Genomic DNA, 14,604 nt, shown 5'->3' with positions numbered 1-14,604 from the left:
CGGGCGCCGCCGCACGGTCCTGCCGCCATCCTGGGCGTTCCCCGGCAAGTTCGACTAGGTGACGCCCCCGTCATTGTCCGTCCCGGGACGGCCACGGCAAATGGGCCAGTCCTCTCGGGGCGTTCTCCTTCCTCGACCTTGGGCCGCGCGGCTTGCCCTGCGCGGCCCATTCTCTATGCCGACGTCATCCCGCGGCTTGTCCGCGGGACCCATGAACACAGGTGAATGTGGCGGCCCGCAGCTTCGCCGCCACGACAACTCCGAGGGAGCGCCAGCGCGTATGGGTCCCGCGGACAAGCCGCGGGATGACGTTGCGAGTTGATCTAACGCTCTGCCGTCCTGGCGCGGATCAGCTTGATCGCTTCGAAGCTCGCCAGCGCCGCGCCCTCCTGCCAGGCGTTGACGTAGCTCATGTGCTCGCCCGCGAAGACGAAGGGCCCGTCGCCGGCGCAGAGCGCGGCGTAGGCGCCCCTGCGCTGGCTCTCGCTCCAGTTCACCGACACGCCCTCGCTGAAGGGCGTGTCGCGCCACGAGACGGTGAAGGGCTTGGTCAGCTCCCGGCCGCGGCCGGGGTGGAACTTGTCGATCACGCGGCGCGATATGGCGAACCGCTCCTCGAACGACATGGCCGCGTACTTCGGCGGGTTCAGGAAGTTGGAGAAGCCGATCGAATAGGCCCCGACGATGACGCCGGTCTTCTCGCCCAGGCCGCCCGAGGGGTACCAGATCAGCTCGTTGGCCTCCTCGGTCCAGCCCAGGCCGCCGAACTGGTCCTCGTCCTGCTCCCAGAACCGGCGCGTCTCCCAGCCGACCTTGGTGCCGTGGCTGTAGGTCTTGCCGCCGGACTCGACGGCCGCCTTCACCGCCGGCGAGAAGTCGGACGGAATCCTGGCCAGGACGGGCAGGGGGATGGTGACGACGACGTGGTCGGCCTCCAGCGTCCGCGCCGCGCCGGCGGCCTCGTAGGCGATCTTCGCGCCCTTGCCCGCGCGGCGGATCTCCTTGACCACCGCGCCGAAGGTCACGGCCGGCTTCACCGGCTCGTAGAGGGCGTAGGCGATGCGGTCCATGCCGCCCACCGGCTGCAGCATGGTCGCCTGCATGTCGACCAACTCCTCGAAGAACCCGGAGACGCCCCAGAACTGGGCGGCCATCAGGTCCTTCAGGCGGAAGGAGTCCACCGCCCTGCCGGGCGTGTCGTAGCCGCCGGGATCGACGGTGAAGCCGGCGCGGCCGCTGCCGCCGGAATAGACGCGCTTCGGGTCCAGGTCGCCCCAGGCGCCGAGGTAGCCCATGAGCCGGCGCTTATCGAGGCCGGTCAGTTCCTGCTCCAGCGCGCCCTTGTCGATGGCCTTGGCGAGCAGTTCGGCGAAGGCGCCGCGGGTGTCGTTCACCGCCTGGCCGTTGGTCACGACCTTGCCGCCGTAGTCCAGCTTGGCGAGGCGGTTGGAGTTGACCATCACCTCCAGCGGGACGTTCAGCTCGCGGCAGTAGCCGAGGATGGCGTGGTGGCTCTGCGGCAGCCGGGCCGGCCCCGCGTTCAGGTAATGGTTCGCGCCCGCGTCCCAGTCGACGGTCTGGTCGGGACGGCCGTTCTGCCGGATCACCGTGCCCTTGCGGACGCTCCAGGTGCGGCCGCCGGGCCGGTCGCGGGCCTCCAGGACGGTGACCTCGTAGCCGGCCTTGCGCAGCTCGTAGGCCGCCACCAGCCCGCCGATGCCCGCGCCCAGGATCGCCACCTTGATCCCCTTGCCCGAGCCGGCCGGAAGCGGCGGGGGCGCGGCGTAGGCCGGCGTCGTGGCGAGCAAGCCGATGCCCTGCATCGTGACGAAGAGGGCGCCGTAGCCGCCCGCGCGACCGACCCGCTCCAGGAACGCCCGCCGTGAAATGCCCATGCCCGCCCCCGCCTGCCGCCGAACCATGTTCACGCTCGCCGGCTCGCAGACGCAAGGCGCCATGGAGACGGGCCTCCATCCGAAGTCGCCGCGCCAGCGGAGGCGCCTTCATTAGGAACCGCGGAATACGCGGAAGAACGCGGAATCGGCGCCGGCGCCTTCCGCGTATTCCGTGGTTCCTTGAAATGGGGAGGCGCCGCTTCGCGGCCTTTCGAAGTCGAGGCGCCTTCGTGTCCCTCGTGGCCCTATAGCACTGCGGCGATCTCGTCCGGGGTCAGGCCGGCGGCTTCCAGGACCTCGCGGGTGTGCTCCCCCAGGGCCGGGGCGTGGCGGCCGACGGCGGGGGCGCCTTCCGGGAAACGCACGGGCGTGGCGGCGCCGCGGAACTTGCCGCCTAGGCCGTCCTCCAGCTCCACGAAGCAGCCGGCGAGTTCGGCGCGCTGGGAGGCGGCGTGCTCGGCCAGCGTGCCCAGCGGCCCCCACGCCACGTCGAGCTCGTTCAGCCGCTCGCCGATCTCCTCCAGCGTGAACTTCGCGAAGCCTTCGTCGCAGATGGCGCGCGCCTCGCGCACGATCTCCATGTCCAGCATCGGGATCTCGAAGCGCGGGTCGGCCACGACCTCGGGGCGGTCGATGGCGATCATCACGTTGGTGAAGCAGTTCACGTTCTTGGGCACGATCACCAGGTGGCGGTCGTCCTTGGTGCGGAAGAAGCCCGAGATCGCCACGGGGCGGTCGTCGCGCGGCCCGTTGGTCTGCACCTCGCCGTAATAGAGCTGCAGCGCCAGGTCCCAACTGATCGCATAGCTCCCGGCGCGCAGCAGGCTGGTCTCCACGAGCCGGCCCTTGCCCGTCGAATGCCGCTCGTGCAGCGCCGCCAGGATCCCGGCCACGGTGGTGATGGCCGTCACATGGTCGCCGAAGCCCGGGCGCGACGGGAAGGGCTCCTGGTCAGTCGGGATGGTGGCGCGGGCGACGCCGCTGCGCGCCCAGAAGGCGGTGATGTCGAAGCCGCCCTCGTTGGCCCAGGGGCCGGTCAGGCCGAAGCCGGTGACGGCGGCGTAGATCAGCTTCGGGAAGTCGCCTTTCAGGCTGTCGTAGTCGAGGCCGATCTTCTTCAGCGAGCCCGGCCGCGTGTTGGTGACGAAGACGTCGGCGTCCTTCAGCAGCGCCTTCAGGGCGGCGCGGCCCCCGGGCTTCGTCGTGTCGAGGACAACGCCCTTCTTGCCGCGGTTCTCGTTGGCGTAGATCGGGCTCTGGCCGTTCTCGGGGTTAGCGAAGAAGGTGCGGGTCACGTCGCCCATCGGGCTCTCGATCTTCACCACCTCGGCGCCCCAGTCGGCCAGGACGGCGGCACAGCTCGGCCCGGCCACCCAGGTGGACATCTCCACGACCTTCAGGCCTTCCAGCAGCATCCGAACCTCCCGACGCGACGCACGCGCCACCTAACCGCGCGCCGGCCCCGCCGACAACTCACCGGGCCGGCGGATGACCCAACGGCAGAGGTGATGGAGACCGTCCCGCTTTTTCGGTAGAAGCGTGACGATGTCCATGACGGGCCATGACGGGGACGAGATCGTCGGCGACGAACCGGCGAGGCGCCGGCCCACGCGCCGCTACGAGGCCAGGCGCGGCGCCATCGTCCGCTCCGCCATCGAGGAGATGAACCGCAAGGGCGTGCGCGGCATGACCTTGGGCGACGTGGCCGCCCGGCTCGACCTCGTGCCCACCGGCGTCATCTACTACTTCAGGAACAAGGAGGAGCTGGCCGCCGCCGCCTTCCTGAAGGGCGTCGAGGCGCACGACGAGTTGATCGCCGCGGCGGCCGGGGAGCCGACGCCCGAGGCGCGCCTCTTCGCCTTCATCCGCGGCTACTTCGCCCACGCCCGCCGCGTCGACTTGGGCGAGGCCGACCGGATGCCGGTGTTCAACGACGTGCGCGCGCTGAACTGCGGGCCCGTCAACGAGGCCTATGTCGGCATGTACCGCGCGTTCCGCGGCCTGCTGGCCGGCCGGGACGAGCTGCCCCGGCTGCACCGCAACGCCCGCGCGCACGCGCTGCTGAGCCAGGTGTTCTGGATCTGCGCCTGGCAGCACCAGGCCGAATGCGCCGACTTCCCGCGCACCGCCGACCGCATGGCCGCGATCCTGACCCGCGGCCTGATGGCGAAGGGCGCGGCCTGGCCGCAGCCGAAGCCGCTGGACCTGTCGCGCGCCGACGCGCCGGCCGCGGCCTCGTCGTCCGAGCCCTTCCTGCGGGCCGCCACCCGGCTGATCAACGACGAGGGTTATCACGGCGCCTCGGTCGAGCGGATCTCGGCCAAGCTCAACGTCAGCAAGGGCGCCTTCTACCACCACAACGAGACCAAGGACGAGCTGGTGGTCGCCTGCTTCCAGCGCACCTTCGACCTGATGTGGCGGGCGATCCATGCGGCCGAGCGGGCCGGGGGGTCGGGCCTGGAGGTGCTGGTCTCGGCGGTCTCGGCGCTGATCGAGCACCAGATGAGCGGCGCGGCTCCGCTGCTGCGCACCTCGGCGCTGACGGCCGTGCCCGAGCCCATCCGGCTCGGCCTGATGCAGCGGTTCGACCGGCTGTCGTACCGGCTGGCCTCGATCCTCTGCGACGGGATCGCCGACGGTTCGGTCGCGCCGGTCGACGTCAACATCGCCTCGCAGGTGATCAGCTCGGCGATCAACGCCGCGGCCGAGCTCCACTACTGGACGCCGGGCATGGCGCCGCAGGACGTGGTGGCCCACTACGTCCGGCCGCTGTTCGAGGGCCTGGCCTCGCCGGCGGCGGCGTAATCTACCTCACGAACGTCATGGCCGGGCCTGTCCCGGCCATCCAGACACGCAGGCGTCGCCAGCAGGCCTGAGGCGGCAACGCTGCGCGTCATCGTGCAGCGGCGGTGTCTCTGGATCCCCGGCACAGGGCCGGGGATGACGTTCCTGAAAGAGGAGCGCCCTACTTCAGGTGCTGGTCGAACCACTGGATGGCGAGGTTCACCGCCTCCTCGCGCTTCTCGCCGTAGACGCCGTAGTGCTTGATGCCGGGGAGCGTCACCAGCTTCACCGGCCCCTTCACCCGCGTGCTGGCCAGGATCGCGTTGGGGCGGTTGTCGAACAGCTCCTCGTTCTCGGCGACGATGAAGAGGCTGGCGGCGCGCACGTTCGGCGCGTCGTCGCCCGGGGTCCAGCGCAGGAACTTGTCGCCGATGGGCGCGCCGATCAGGGCGCCCACCACCTGCGCGCCCGGCTCGGGATAGCCGACCTCGCCGCGGGCCATCTTCGCGGCCTGGGCGCGGGCGGGCGCGGCCGCAGGGTTCGGCGTCCCCGGCGGCGGGCTGGAGGGGACCGAGCCCACCTGGCTGACCAGCGCCTTCACCCGCTCGTCGCGCGCCGCCACGTAGACCACGATGCCGCCCGAGAAGCTGGAGCCGCGGATGCCGATGCGGTTCGCGTCCACGCTGGGGTCGGCGGCGGCCCAGTCCAGCACGTTGAACCAGTCCTGCGTCTGCTCGGACGGGTCGACGTAGCCGCGCACGGCCTCGACCTCGGCGGTGAATTTGCGGCCCGGCGGCAGCGGGTTGGGCTCGGGGGTCTTCAGGATCACGCGGCTGTCGCTCTCGCCCCAGCCGCGGTAGTCGAACGTCAGCACCTGGTAGCCGGCCCGCGCCAACTGAACCGCATCGGTGCGGAAGCCCGAGGCCGTGCCGCCCCAGCCGTGGGCCATCACGATGGTCGGCAGCTTCTGGCCCACCTTGGCCTTGGGCGTGAACATCTCGCCGTGCAGGCGCACGCCTTCGCTCAGGATGCTCACGCTCCTGAACGCGACGTCGGCGGGCGCCTGGTACTGCGCCGCGCGGCCGGTGGGCCAGGTGGCCGGATCGGCGGGGTTGCGCGCCGGGACCGTCGGCTGCTGCGCCGCGGCCGCCGATGCGAGGGCGAGGCCGGCGATCGCGCCCAGAGTCGCCCACTTGCTGAAACGCGCCATCGTTCGCCTCCCGCTTCGTTGTTTCATTGACGATACCAGATACTCAAACCGATATCGCAGCCAGCTATGAATCACATGTCGTACCGGACATTCAAAGCCGATTGACGCCGCCCGGAGCCCCGTCCACGGTGCGCCAGCAACCAGACGGTGGAAAGCCGCGAACTCCGGAGGACCGCCACTTGCCGACCGACACCGCGGCGCCCGCTCACGCGCGCCGGCTCAGCCTGCCCACCCGCATCTTCTACGGCTTCGGCAGCGTGGCCTTCGGGGTCAAGGACAACGGCTTCTCCTACTTCCTCGCCTTCTTCTTCGCCCAGGTGCTGGGGCTGCCCGCCCGGGAGGTGGGCTTCGCCATCATGCTGGCGCTGATCCTCGACGCCTTCGTCGACCCGATCGTGGGCCAGCTCTCGGACAACACCCGCTCGAAGTGGGGCCGCCGGCACCCGTGGATGTACGGCGCGGCGATCCCGGTGGCGGTCTCCTACGCGCTGCTCTGGAACCCGCCGGCCGGCATGGAGCACGCCCAGCTCCTGATCTTCCTGTTCGCCGCCGCGGTGCTGATCCGCAGCTTCATAAGCTGCTACGAGATCCCGTCGGCCGCGCTCGCCGCGGAGCTCACCACCGAGTACGACGAGCGCACGCGTATCCTGGCCTACCGCTACCTGTTCGGCTGGGTGGGCGGGCTGGCCATGTACGGCCTCGCGCTCTTCGTCTTCCTGAAGCCGACGCCCGAGTATGCGGTGGGCCAGCTCAACCCGCAGGGCTACGCCAACTACGGCCTCTTCGCGGGCGGGCTGATGTTCTTCGCGATCCTGGTCACGTCCATCGGGACGCACCGTCAGATCCCCTATCTGCGCGACCCGCCGCAGCACCGGGTGACGCTGGGCCGGCTGGCCAGCGAGTTCGTGGGCACGCTGGCCAACAAGAACTTCGCCTTCATCCTGCTCTCGGCCTTCTTCCTCTATGCGGGGATCGGCCTGGGCTTCGCGATCAACCTCTACTTCTCGACCTACTTCTGGGAGTTCAGCGCCCAGCAGATCGGCCTCTTCACCTTCTCCAGCCTGACCGCCGCGATCCTCGCGTTCCTGGTGGCGCCGCGCCTGGCCGCCCGCTTCGAGAAGCGGACGGTGGCGATGGTGCTGCTGCCCCTGGGCCTCGCCTTCGCCATCGGCCCGATCGTCCTACGCCTCATCGGCATGTGGCCCGGGAACGGGACCCAGACGCTGTTCGTGACGATCTTCGTCACCAACATCTTCGCCGTGGGCCTGGGCATCGTGGCCAACATCCTCTTCTCCTCGATGATCGCCGACGTCGTCGAGGACTCCGAGCTCAAGACCGGGCGGCGGCAGGAGGGCGTGTTCTTCGCCGCCATCGCGTTCGCGTCGAAGTCGACCACCGGCTTCGGCATCTTCGCCTCGGGCCTGATCATCTCGGCGATCCGCTTCCCGACGGGGGCGAAGCCGGGGACGGTCGATGCGTCCGTCATCTCGGCGCTGGGCCACGTCTACGTGCCCACCCAGATCGTGCTCTACGGCACGGCGACGGCGCTCCTGCTGGGCTACGGCATCAGCCGCGCCAGCCACGCCGAGACGCTGCGCAAGCTGGCCGCCGCCGCCGACCTCGTCGCCGAGGGCGAGCCCGCGTCGTCGACGGGCAAGCTCTCCTGACGCCGTCGCCCGGCGCGACGAACCGTTGCGTCGCGAGCAACCAGTGCGAATATGCAAGCGGTCATGGCCGAGTCCCACGCGCGCCGCTCCGGTTGCCCGATCAACCTCACGCTCGAGATCCTCGGCGACCGCTGGAGCCTGCTGGTCCTGCGCGACCTGATGTTCGGCAACCGCCGCCACTTCCGCGAACTGCTGGGCAGGTCGGAGGAGGGGATCGCCTCCAACATCCTGGCCGACCGGCTCAAGAAGCTGATGGCGCAGGGGATGATCACCCGCGCCGACGACCCGACCCACAAGCAGAAGGCCATCTACAGCCTGACCGAGCGGGCCATCCAGCTCGTGCCGATCATGGCCCTGGTCGGCGGCTGGGGCCGCAGGCACCTGCCGGTCACCGAGGAGCTGTCGATCCGCGCCGAGCTGCTGGAAGCGGGCGGCCCGGCCATGTGGGACGCCTTCATGGACGAGCTCCGCCGCCTGCACCTGGGCGCGCCTGGCGACGGCCGCTCGGTCCTCGCCGAACTGCAGGCCGCCTACGAGGCGGTGGTGGCCAAGACCGCCGCCCGCTAGGGTCCGTCCTCAGTTGCGGAGGTGTAAAAGCAACATATATTCAATCATATAGATCGTCATCCCGGTCGTGGCGCAGCGGCCGGGACCCAGGAACACCAGCCTCGGAGCTTGAAGCCCCTGGGTCTCGGCTCTACGGGCCGAATACGGCCCTCCGGCCGGGATGACGCGGTGTACCCGAAAACGCGCGTCGCCGGCTCCCCCGAAGGATCAGATCTCGTCGGCGACGACGCGGACCAGTTCGACGATCTTGCGGCGGATGGCCGGCTCGGCGATGCGCGGGAAGGCGGCCATCAGCTCGATGCCGTCGCTGGAGCACATGAACTCCTGGGCGGCGTCTCGCTGGGCGGCGGCGGCCGCCCGGTCGCCCAGGCCGTCGTAGAAGTAGGCGACCGGCGTCTTCAGGGCCGCGGCGATCTCCCAGAGCTTGGAGGCCGACACGCGGTTGGCGCCGCGCTCGTACTTCTGCACCTGCTGGAAGGTGATGCCGAGCGACTCGGCCAGGCGCTCCTGGCTGACGCCCATTTCCTTGCGGCGCATGCGGATGCGCAGGCCGACGTGACGATCGACAGGGTGCGGCCCGTCCCCGCGCCCGCGATCGGCGGCCCCGAGCATGGGCGCGCCATGAATCTCGCGTTCCAGAGGTCTTGTCATTTGCCCCGACCTGGTGATGCGGGGACCGCGCCACCCCCCGATGGGCGGCCCCCGCGCCTGTACCTCCCCCGAGGTACGCCGATAGGTTGAGGCATGCGGAAGCCGATTGAAAACCGGGGACTACCCATTTTGGGGGTCTGCCGCGTTCTCGTTTCGGTCAGGCTGCGCCCTTGAGGGACAAGATTTCGCGGTTCCACGCGGCGAGAACACCGAAATCTGCCAGTCCGGCGTACATCCGATGCACGTGCGACTGATTGTCCACCATGTACCGGACGAAGGGATCGCGGGTCAGGACGCGGCTCGGGACCAGATATCCGTTCTCCCAGCGTTCGCATTGGTCGTCGTCCAGCAGGTGCTGGATGTGACGCCGTACGGTCTCGGGCGGGATGCCGAGACGCTCCGAGAGGGCGGTGGGCCGCACGGGCTTGCGGACCTCGTCGGGGACGAACCCCTCGACCGACCAGCCGGCGTCGGCCTCGCCGCCCTCGGTGTCGGGCAGATGCTCGGTATTGGCGTGGATCATGTCCATGAGCACCAGGCCCGTGACCAGGTCGCCGATGTAGAGCGTGATCGGATCGGCGAGCCGCAGCAGGTAGTCCGACGACAGCCGCATCACCAGCCGCACCGGCGGCTTCTCGGGATCGAAGCCCGGTGTGTCGGGTTCGGGCAGGTCGTCCAGCAGGCCGATGCCGCGCAGCCGGAAGTAGAGGTTGCGGACCAGGTTGTACTGGGCCTCGGCGGCCATCCGGTAGAACGGCGAGGTGAGCGGCGCGGTCGGCACGATCACGCCCTTCGGCACGCTGTTCACGACGCCCACCTCGACGAGGGCGGCGACGCGCCGGCGCACCGTCTCGAAGGGGACGCGCAGCGAATTGGCGAGCGCGCTGATGCTGACGGGCCGGCGCAGGTCGTCCGGCGGCGGCTGGTCCAGGGCGGCGTAGCGGAGTTGCAGCTCAGAGTTGCGGGAAATCTGGGAGACGTTGGTCTGGGCGATGGCGCAGAGCAGCAGCCCGTCGATCACGTCGCGGCCGAACCCGCCCAGCTTCACGAGGTCGAGCGCGAAGCCGTTCGCGAGGCGCGCCGCCACGCGGATCGAACTGTGGGGCGTGGGTCCCCGGACCATGCGGTCTGTCCCAGCAACAGAGCGTTTCGCGGAACCTTAAGCATGTTCGCCCGGCGTTGGCACCTTTGCGCCGCCGCTATCTGTAGCGCTCGAACCAGGCGACGATCGCCTGCGCCTTGGCCGCCGATTGCGAGGGCCGGGCCGCGATGCCGCCGTGGCTGGCGTCGGGCACCCGCACCAGCGAGGTCGGCACGCCGCGCAGCTTCAACGCCGTGAAATACTGCTCGGCCTCGGACGGCGGGGTGCGGTTGTCGTCCGTGCCGACCACGACCAGCGTCGGGGTCTTCACATTGCCCACGAGGCTGAGCGGCGAGCGCGCCCAGTACCCTTGCGGGTCCTCCCACGGCATCTTCCCGAACCAGTAGTCGGCCATGAAGGTGTAGCCGTCGGTGGTCAGCACCTGGCTCGTCCAGTTGATCACCGGCTTCTGAGTGGCCGCCGCCCGGAACCGGTCGGTCTTGCCGACGATCCAGGCGGTGAGCGCCCCGCCGCCCGAGCCGCCGGTCACGTAGAGGCGGTCCGGGTCGACGAAGCCCTTGGCGACGGCGGCGTCCACCGCGCTCATCAGGTCGTCGTAGTCGTGGCTGGGGTAGTTGCGGTCGATGGTGTTGGCGAATTCGTCGCCGTACGACGTGGAGCCGCGCGGGTTGGCGTAGACCACCACGTAGCCGGCGGCCGCATAGAGCTGCATGTCGGTGGCGAAGGTCGGGCCGTAGGCGCTGAACGGGCCGCCGTGGATCTCCAGGATCAGCGGATATTTCTTCGACGGGTCGAAGTCGGGCGGCGTGACGATCCAGGCTCCGATCGGCTTCTTGTCGTAGCTGGAGGTCACCGCCAGGGGCTCGACCTTGCCCAGCGTGCGGCCGGCCAGCAGGTCGGCGTTGAGGTCGGTGAGCCGGGTGGCCTTGCCGCCGCGCCAGACCGCGAGCTCGGCCGGATGGTCGCTCGCCCCTTGCGTGAAGGCCACGACGCCGCCGCGCCCCACCGAGAACTCGCCGGCCGTATAGGGGCGGTCGAGGCCGCCGCCGCCCAGGCCGCCCACCACCGTCTCGACCTTGCCGTCCAGGCCCACGCGCGCCACGTGGGTCGCGCCCTGGTCTTCCACCAGGACATAGACGCTCCTGCCGTCGGCGGCCCACTCGGGCGAGCCCACGCTGCGGTCGAGGCCGCCGGTGAGCACGCGGCTGTTCCGGCCGTCACGGTCCATGACGTAGAGGCGCTGGTTCTCGTAGCCGCGCTTGCGGGCGTCGTCGTAGCCCACGTAGGCGATCTTCGAGCCGTCGGGCGAGACGGCGGGCGAGCCGTCGGGGCCGACGCGGTTGGTCAGGCGGCTGAGCGCGCCGTCGGCGACGCCCACCGCATAGATCTCGGACTCCTGCGGGTCGCGTTCCCAGGCCTCGGCGCGGTTGGTGGAGAAGTAGACCTGCCGGCCGTCGCGGCTGAAGGCGATCGGGCCGCCGGCGTCGAACTTGCCGAACGTGAGCTGCCGTGGCTGGCCGCCGTCGGCCGAGACCGCGAACAATTGCCGGTAGCCGGGCTTCAGCAGGCCTTCGCCGTCGGCGCGGTAGATCATCCGGTCGATGACCCGCAGGGGCTCGGCCCACCTGGCGCCGTCGGGCTTCCGGATCGGGGCGCCCAGCGGCCGGCCCTCGTCCAGCGTCAGCATGGTGAAGGCCAGCGTCCTGCCGTCGGCCGACCAGGCGACGTCGTTCGGCGCCTGCTCCAGGGTCGCGACCCTGGCCGAGCGGCCCGAGGCCACCCAGCGCACGTAGAGCTGCGCGCCGTCGGGGCCGGCCGCGACATAGGCCAGCCGCGAGCCGTCGGGCGACCAGCGCGGCGAGAAGTTCGCGTTCCCGTCGACGACCAGCGGCGTCTGCTGGCCGCTCGCCGCGTCGACCAGCCAGATCGAGCGGCCGGTGCGGTCGGTCATGATGTCGTTGGCGAGGCGGACGTAGGCGATGGCCTGGCCGTCGGGCCGGACCTGCGGGTCGCTGGCCTGTTGCAGGCCGAACAGGTCGCGTGGCCCGAACGTGCGCGACGGCGCCTCGGCCACCTGCGAATACGCGCCACCCGCCACGGCCAGAACCGCCGCGCCCACCAGAACAGCCAACCGCATCAAAGCGCTCCCAGACCTGACGCTGCGCAGGAAAGGGGTTGGGTGGGGCTTTGTCCAGACGACAGCGGCGAACGGGCGTCGCACGCTTCTGAGCGGGCCGCAGGCGCCGTCATCCCGGAACCGCGGAATACGCGGAAGGACGCGGAAAGGGATCCCGGACGGCCGCGCCGCACAGGGTCCTTCCGCGTCTTCCGCGGTTTCTCGAATCTCAAGGGCGCTTCGCGCCGGGACCACCGGCCGGAGTCTCCGCCGCGGTCGATGGCGTGGAGGCGCGCCGATCATCGGCGATCCATCGGCAAACCATCGGCCCCGGGCCATGTCGGCCGCGGCGGCGTGGGGCGTAAACAAGCCCTGACGCGTCGCGGACGCGACGGCTTTCGGGGGGGCGGGCGCGATGACGGTGGCGTCGGAGGCCGGCGAGCACGCGCCGCGGGGAGAGCTGCTGCGGGTGCTGGGCCTCGGGTTCGGCATCGCCGTCGTGGTCGGCGGCGTCGTCGGCCAGGGCATCCTGCGCACGCCCGGCATCGTCGCGGGCGCCCTGCACGATCCGGTCTGGATTCTCGTCGCCTGGGGCGCGGTCGGCCTCTTCACCCTGATCGACGCGCTGGCCCTGGTCGAGCTCGGGTCCGCGATCCCGCGCGCCGGCGGACCCTATGTCTTCGTCGAGCGGGCGTTCGGCCGGGTCCCCGGCGCGGTCATCGGCTGGAGCGACTGGCTCAACAACCTGTTCGCCATGGCCTTCATCGCCGTGGCGTTCGCCGAGTTCAGCCAGCGGTTCGGCGTGCTGCCGGCCGCGCCCACCGGCCTCCTGGCGGTCGCCGTGCTCGCGGCCTGCTGGCTGCTCAACCGGGTCGGCACCAGCGCCAGCGGCCTGTCGCAGAACATCGGCAGCGCGCTCAAGGCCCTGGCGCTGCTGGCGATCGTGGCGCTGTGTTTCGCCGCGCCCGGCCCGGCCGCCGTCGCGCCGGCGGCGGCCGGCCATCCCGCGCTGACCATCGCCGGCGTCGCCATCGCCGCGCGCGCGATCCTGAACACCTATTCCGGGTGGAACACCTGCGCCTATTTCTGCGAAGAGGTGCATGCGCCGGAGAAGAACCTGGCCCGGGCCACCTTCACCGGCATCGCCGTAGTGACCGGCCTCTATCTGCTGGTGAACGCGGGCCTGCTGCACGCGCTGACGGTCGACCAGATCGCCGCCAGCAACCTGCCCGCCGCCGACGCGGTCGCCACCCTGCTGGGCCCGCGGGGCGGGCTGCTCACCACGGCCTTCGCCATGATCTCGGTCGCCGCGATCGCCAACCTCGTGGTGATGTCGGTCGCGCGGATCGCCTTCGGCATGGCCCGCAGCGGCATCCTGCCGAGGGTCCTGGCGCGCGTGGCGCCGTCCGGGACGCCGCGCGCGGCGCTGCTGGTCAGCGTCGCGATCGGCGCGGCGCTCGCCTCGACCGGGGCCTACATCCCGCTGATGGCGATCGGCGCCACGCTGGCCATCATGATCAACATCGCCGTGGACCTCGCCGCGCTGGCCCTGCGGCGCAGCGAGCCCGACCTGCCGCGGCCGTACCGCATGCCGCTCTTCCCGCTGCCCCCGCTGCTCGGCATCGCCATCAACCTGGCGATCCTGGCCGCGCTGCTCGGTGAGGATCCGGTCAACACCCTGCTGGGGATCGTGTCGCCCGTCGTCGCCGCCCTGGCCTATCTGCTCATCCACCGCCTGCGGCCGCGGACGTGACCGCCCTGGGGGCCGCCTGAAAAAAAGCGTGCGGGTCCGACCCCGTCCGCGGGTCGCCTGCGTATCCCGTCATGACAGGCCCCTTGGGAGGCGCACGCATGACGATGACGAACCGGGCCGCGACCCGCCGCCCGCCGGAGGGCGCCTAGGCTTTGCGCGAACGGCCGTGGCGCGACTAGGCTTGGCGACGATGGAGCCGGACGCCCCGGACGACGACGCCCTTCTGCGCGCCTACGCGGCCGGCGACGCGCAGGCGTTCGCGCGGCTCTACGACCGCTACGACGCCGTCTCGTTCAACTTCATCCGCAGGCTGCTGGGCCCGGCGCAACGCGAGGCGGCCGAGGACCTGCACCAGGAGGCCTGGATCGCGGTCTCGCGCAACGCCGCCGGCTTCGACGCGGCCCGCTCCAGCTTCGCCACATGGCTCTTCACCATCGCCCGCAACAAGACGTTCGACCACTTCCGCCGGCAGAAGGTGGCGGTGCTGGCCGGCGGCGCCGGGGGCTGGGCGGAGGCGGCGGCGATGCGGGTGGCCGATCCCGGGCCGTCGCCGCTGGAGGCGGTGCAGTCGCGGGAACTGGCGCAGGAGATCGTCGAGGCCGTGGAGGCGCTGCCGCTGGAACAGCGCGGGACGTTCGTGATGTTCGCCGACGGGGGCCTGTCGCTGGAGGAGATCGCGGCGGTGACCGGGGTGGCGATGGAGACCGCCAAGAGCCGGCTGCGCTATGCCCGGGCCAAGCTGCGCCAGGCGCTCGCCGGGGAAAGGTCGGCCCATGTCTGAACGCGACGATCCGCACGATCCCGTCGACCGGGCCTATGCCGAGGCCGAGGCGATGCTGAGCGACGACGCGGCCCGGGC

The 14,604-nt window shown here is 70.8% G+C and carries 11 protein-coding genes; 5 read left to right on the top strand and 6 right to left on the bottom strand.

Going from position 1 to position 14,604, the window contains the following annotated elements; genetic code table 11:
- Window positions 1-323: 323 nt before the first annotated feature.
- Together KF737_RS14075 and KF737_RS14070 are read right to left on the bottom strand one after the other, a co-directional pair.
- The gene (locus tag KF737_RS14075; protein WP_296455844.1) at window positions 324-1,895 is read right to left on the bottom strand and encodes an FAD-dependent oxidoreductase; all 1,572 of its coding nucleotides are present in this window, start codon (window positions 1,893-1,895) and stop codon (window positions 324-326) included.
- A 245-nt stretch (window positions 1,896-2,140) separates the two neighbouring features.
- A complete protein-coding gene (locus tag KF737_RS14070) occupies window positions 2,141-3,310 on the bottom strand; it encodes a CaiB/BaiF CoA-transferase family protein (RefSeq protein WP_296455842.1) in 1,170 nt (389 codons plus the stop codon).
- A 130-nt stretch (window positions 3,311-3,440) separates the two neighbouring features.
- Between KF737_RS14070 and KF737_RS14065 the strand changes: the two genes are divergently transcribed.
- Complete coding sequence (locus KF737_RS14065; protein WP_296455839.1) at window positions 3,441-4,700, top strand: TetR/AcrR family transcriptional regulator; 1,260 nt, start codon at window positions 3,441-3,443, stop codon at window positions 4,698-4,700.
- Between the two features lie 160 nt (window positions 4,701-4,860).
- Here the strand turns inward: KF737_RS14065 and KF737_RS14060 are convergent, their stop codons facing one another.
- Window positions 4,861-5,889 carry an alpha/beta fold hydrolase gene (locus KF737_RS14060; RefSeq protein ID WP_296455836.1) on the bottom strand — a complete coding sequence of 343 codons (1,029 nt, stop codon included), beginning with the start codon at window positions 5,887-5,889 and terminating at the stop codon, window positions 4,861-4,863.
- Window positions 5,890-6,068: 179 nt separating this feature from the next.
- Between KF737_RS14060 and KF737_RS14055 the strand changes: the two genes are divergently transcribed.
- Together KF737_RS14055 and KF737_RS14050 are read left to right on the top strand one after the other, a co-directional pair.
- On the top strand, window positions 6,069-7,556 hold the full coding sequence (locus KF737_RS14055; RefSeq protein WP_296455835.1) for an MFS transporter: 1,488 nt from the start codon (window positions 6,069-6,071) through the stop codon (window positions 7,554-7,556).
- Between the two features lie 63 nt (window positions 7,557-7,619).
- Window positions 7,620-8,123 carry a helix-turn-helix domain-containing protein gene (locus KF737_RS14050; RefSeq protein ID WP_296455832.1) on the top strand — a complete coding sequence of 168 codons (504 nt, stop codon included), beginning with the start codon at window positions 7,620-7,622 and terminating at the stop codon, window positions 8,121-8,123.
- Between the two features lie 207 nt (window positions 8,124-8,330).
- On the opposite strand, the gene KF737_RS14045 is transcribed toward KF737_RS14050, so the two are convergent.
- From KF737_RS14045 to KF737_RS14035, 3 genes are all read right to left on the bottom strand, one after another.
- The gene (locus KF737_RS14045; protein WP_296455829.1) at window positions 8,331-8,735 is read right to left on the bottom strand and encodes a helix-turn-helix transcriptional regulator; all 405 of its coding nucleotides are present in this window, start codon (window positions 8,733-8,735) and stop codon (window positions 8,331-8,333) included.
- A gap of 196 nt (window positions 8,736-8,931) precedes the next feature.
- Window positions 8,932-9,897 (bottom strand): hypothetical protein, encoded by a 966-nt coding sequence (locus KF737_RS14040; RefSeq protein WP_296455826.1) that lies wholly within the window; start codon window positions 9,895-9,897, stop codon window positions 8,932-8,934.
- A gap of 76 nt (window positions 9,898-9,973) precedes the next feature.
- Window positions 9,974-12,013 carry a S9 family peptidase gene (locus KF737_RS14035; protein ID WP_296455822.1) on the bottom strand — a complete coding sequence of 680 codons (2,040 nt, stop codon included), beginning with the start codon at window positions 12,011-12,013 and terminating at the stop codon, window positions 9,974-9,976.
- A gap of 394 nt (window positions 12,014-12,407) precedes the next feature.
- On the opposite strand from KF737_RS14035, the gene KF737_RS14030 reads away from it, so the two are divergent.
- Both KF737_RS14030 and KF737_RS14025 read left to right on the top strand, forming a co-directional pair.
- The gene (locus tag KF737_RS14030) at window positions 12,408-13,745 is read left to right on the top strand and encodes an APC family permease (protein ID WP_296455820.1); all 1,338 of its coding nucleotides are present in this window, start codon (window positions 12,408-12,410) and stop codon (window positions 13,743-13,745) included.
- A gap of 190 nt (window positions 13,746-13,935) precedes the next feature.
- A complete protein-coding gene (locus KF737_RS14025) occupies window positions 13,936-14,526 on the top strand; it encodes a sigma-70 family RNA polymerase sigma factor (RefSeq protein WP_296455817.1) in 591 nt (196 codons plus the stop codon).
- The last annotated feature ends 78 nt before the right edge of the window (window positions 14,527-14,604 follow it).

Origin of the sequence: Phenylobacterium sp. (assembly GCF_019636135.1) — a bacterium.
Classification (GTDB): Bacteria; Pseudomonadota; Alphaproteobacteria; order Caulobacterales; family Caulobacteraceae; genus Phenylobacterium.
The sequence above is the reverse complement of the archived record's forward strand: the minus strand, read 5'-3'. Positions and strand labels throughout refer to the sequence as shown.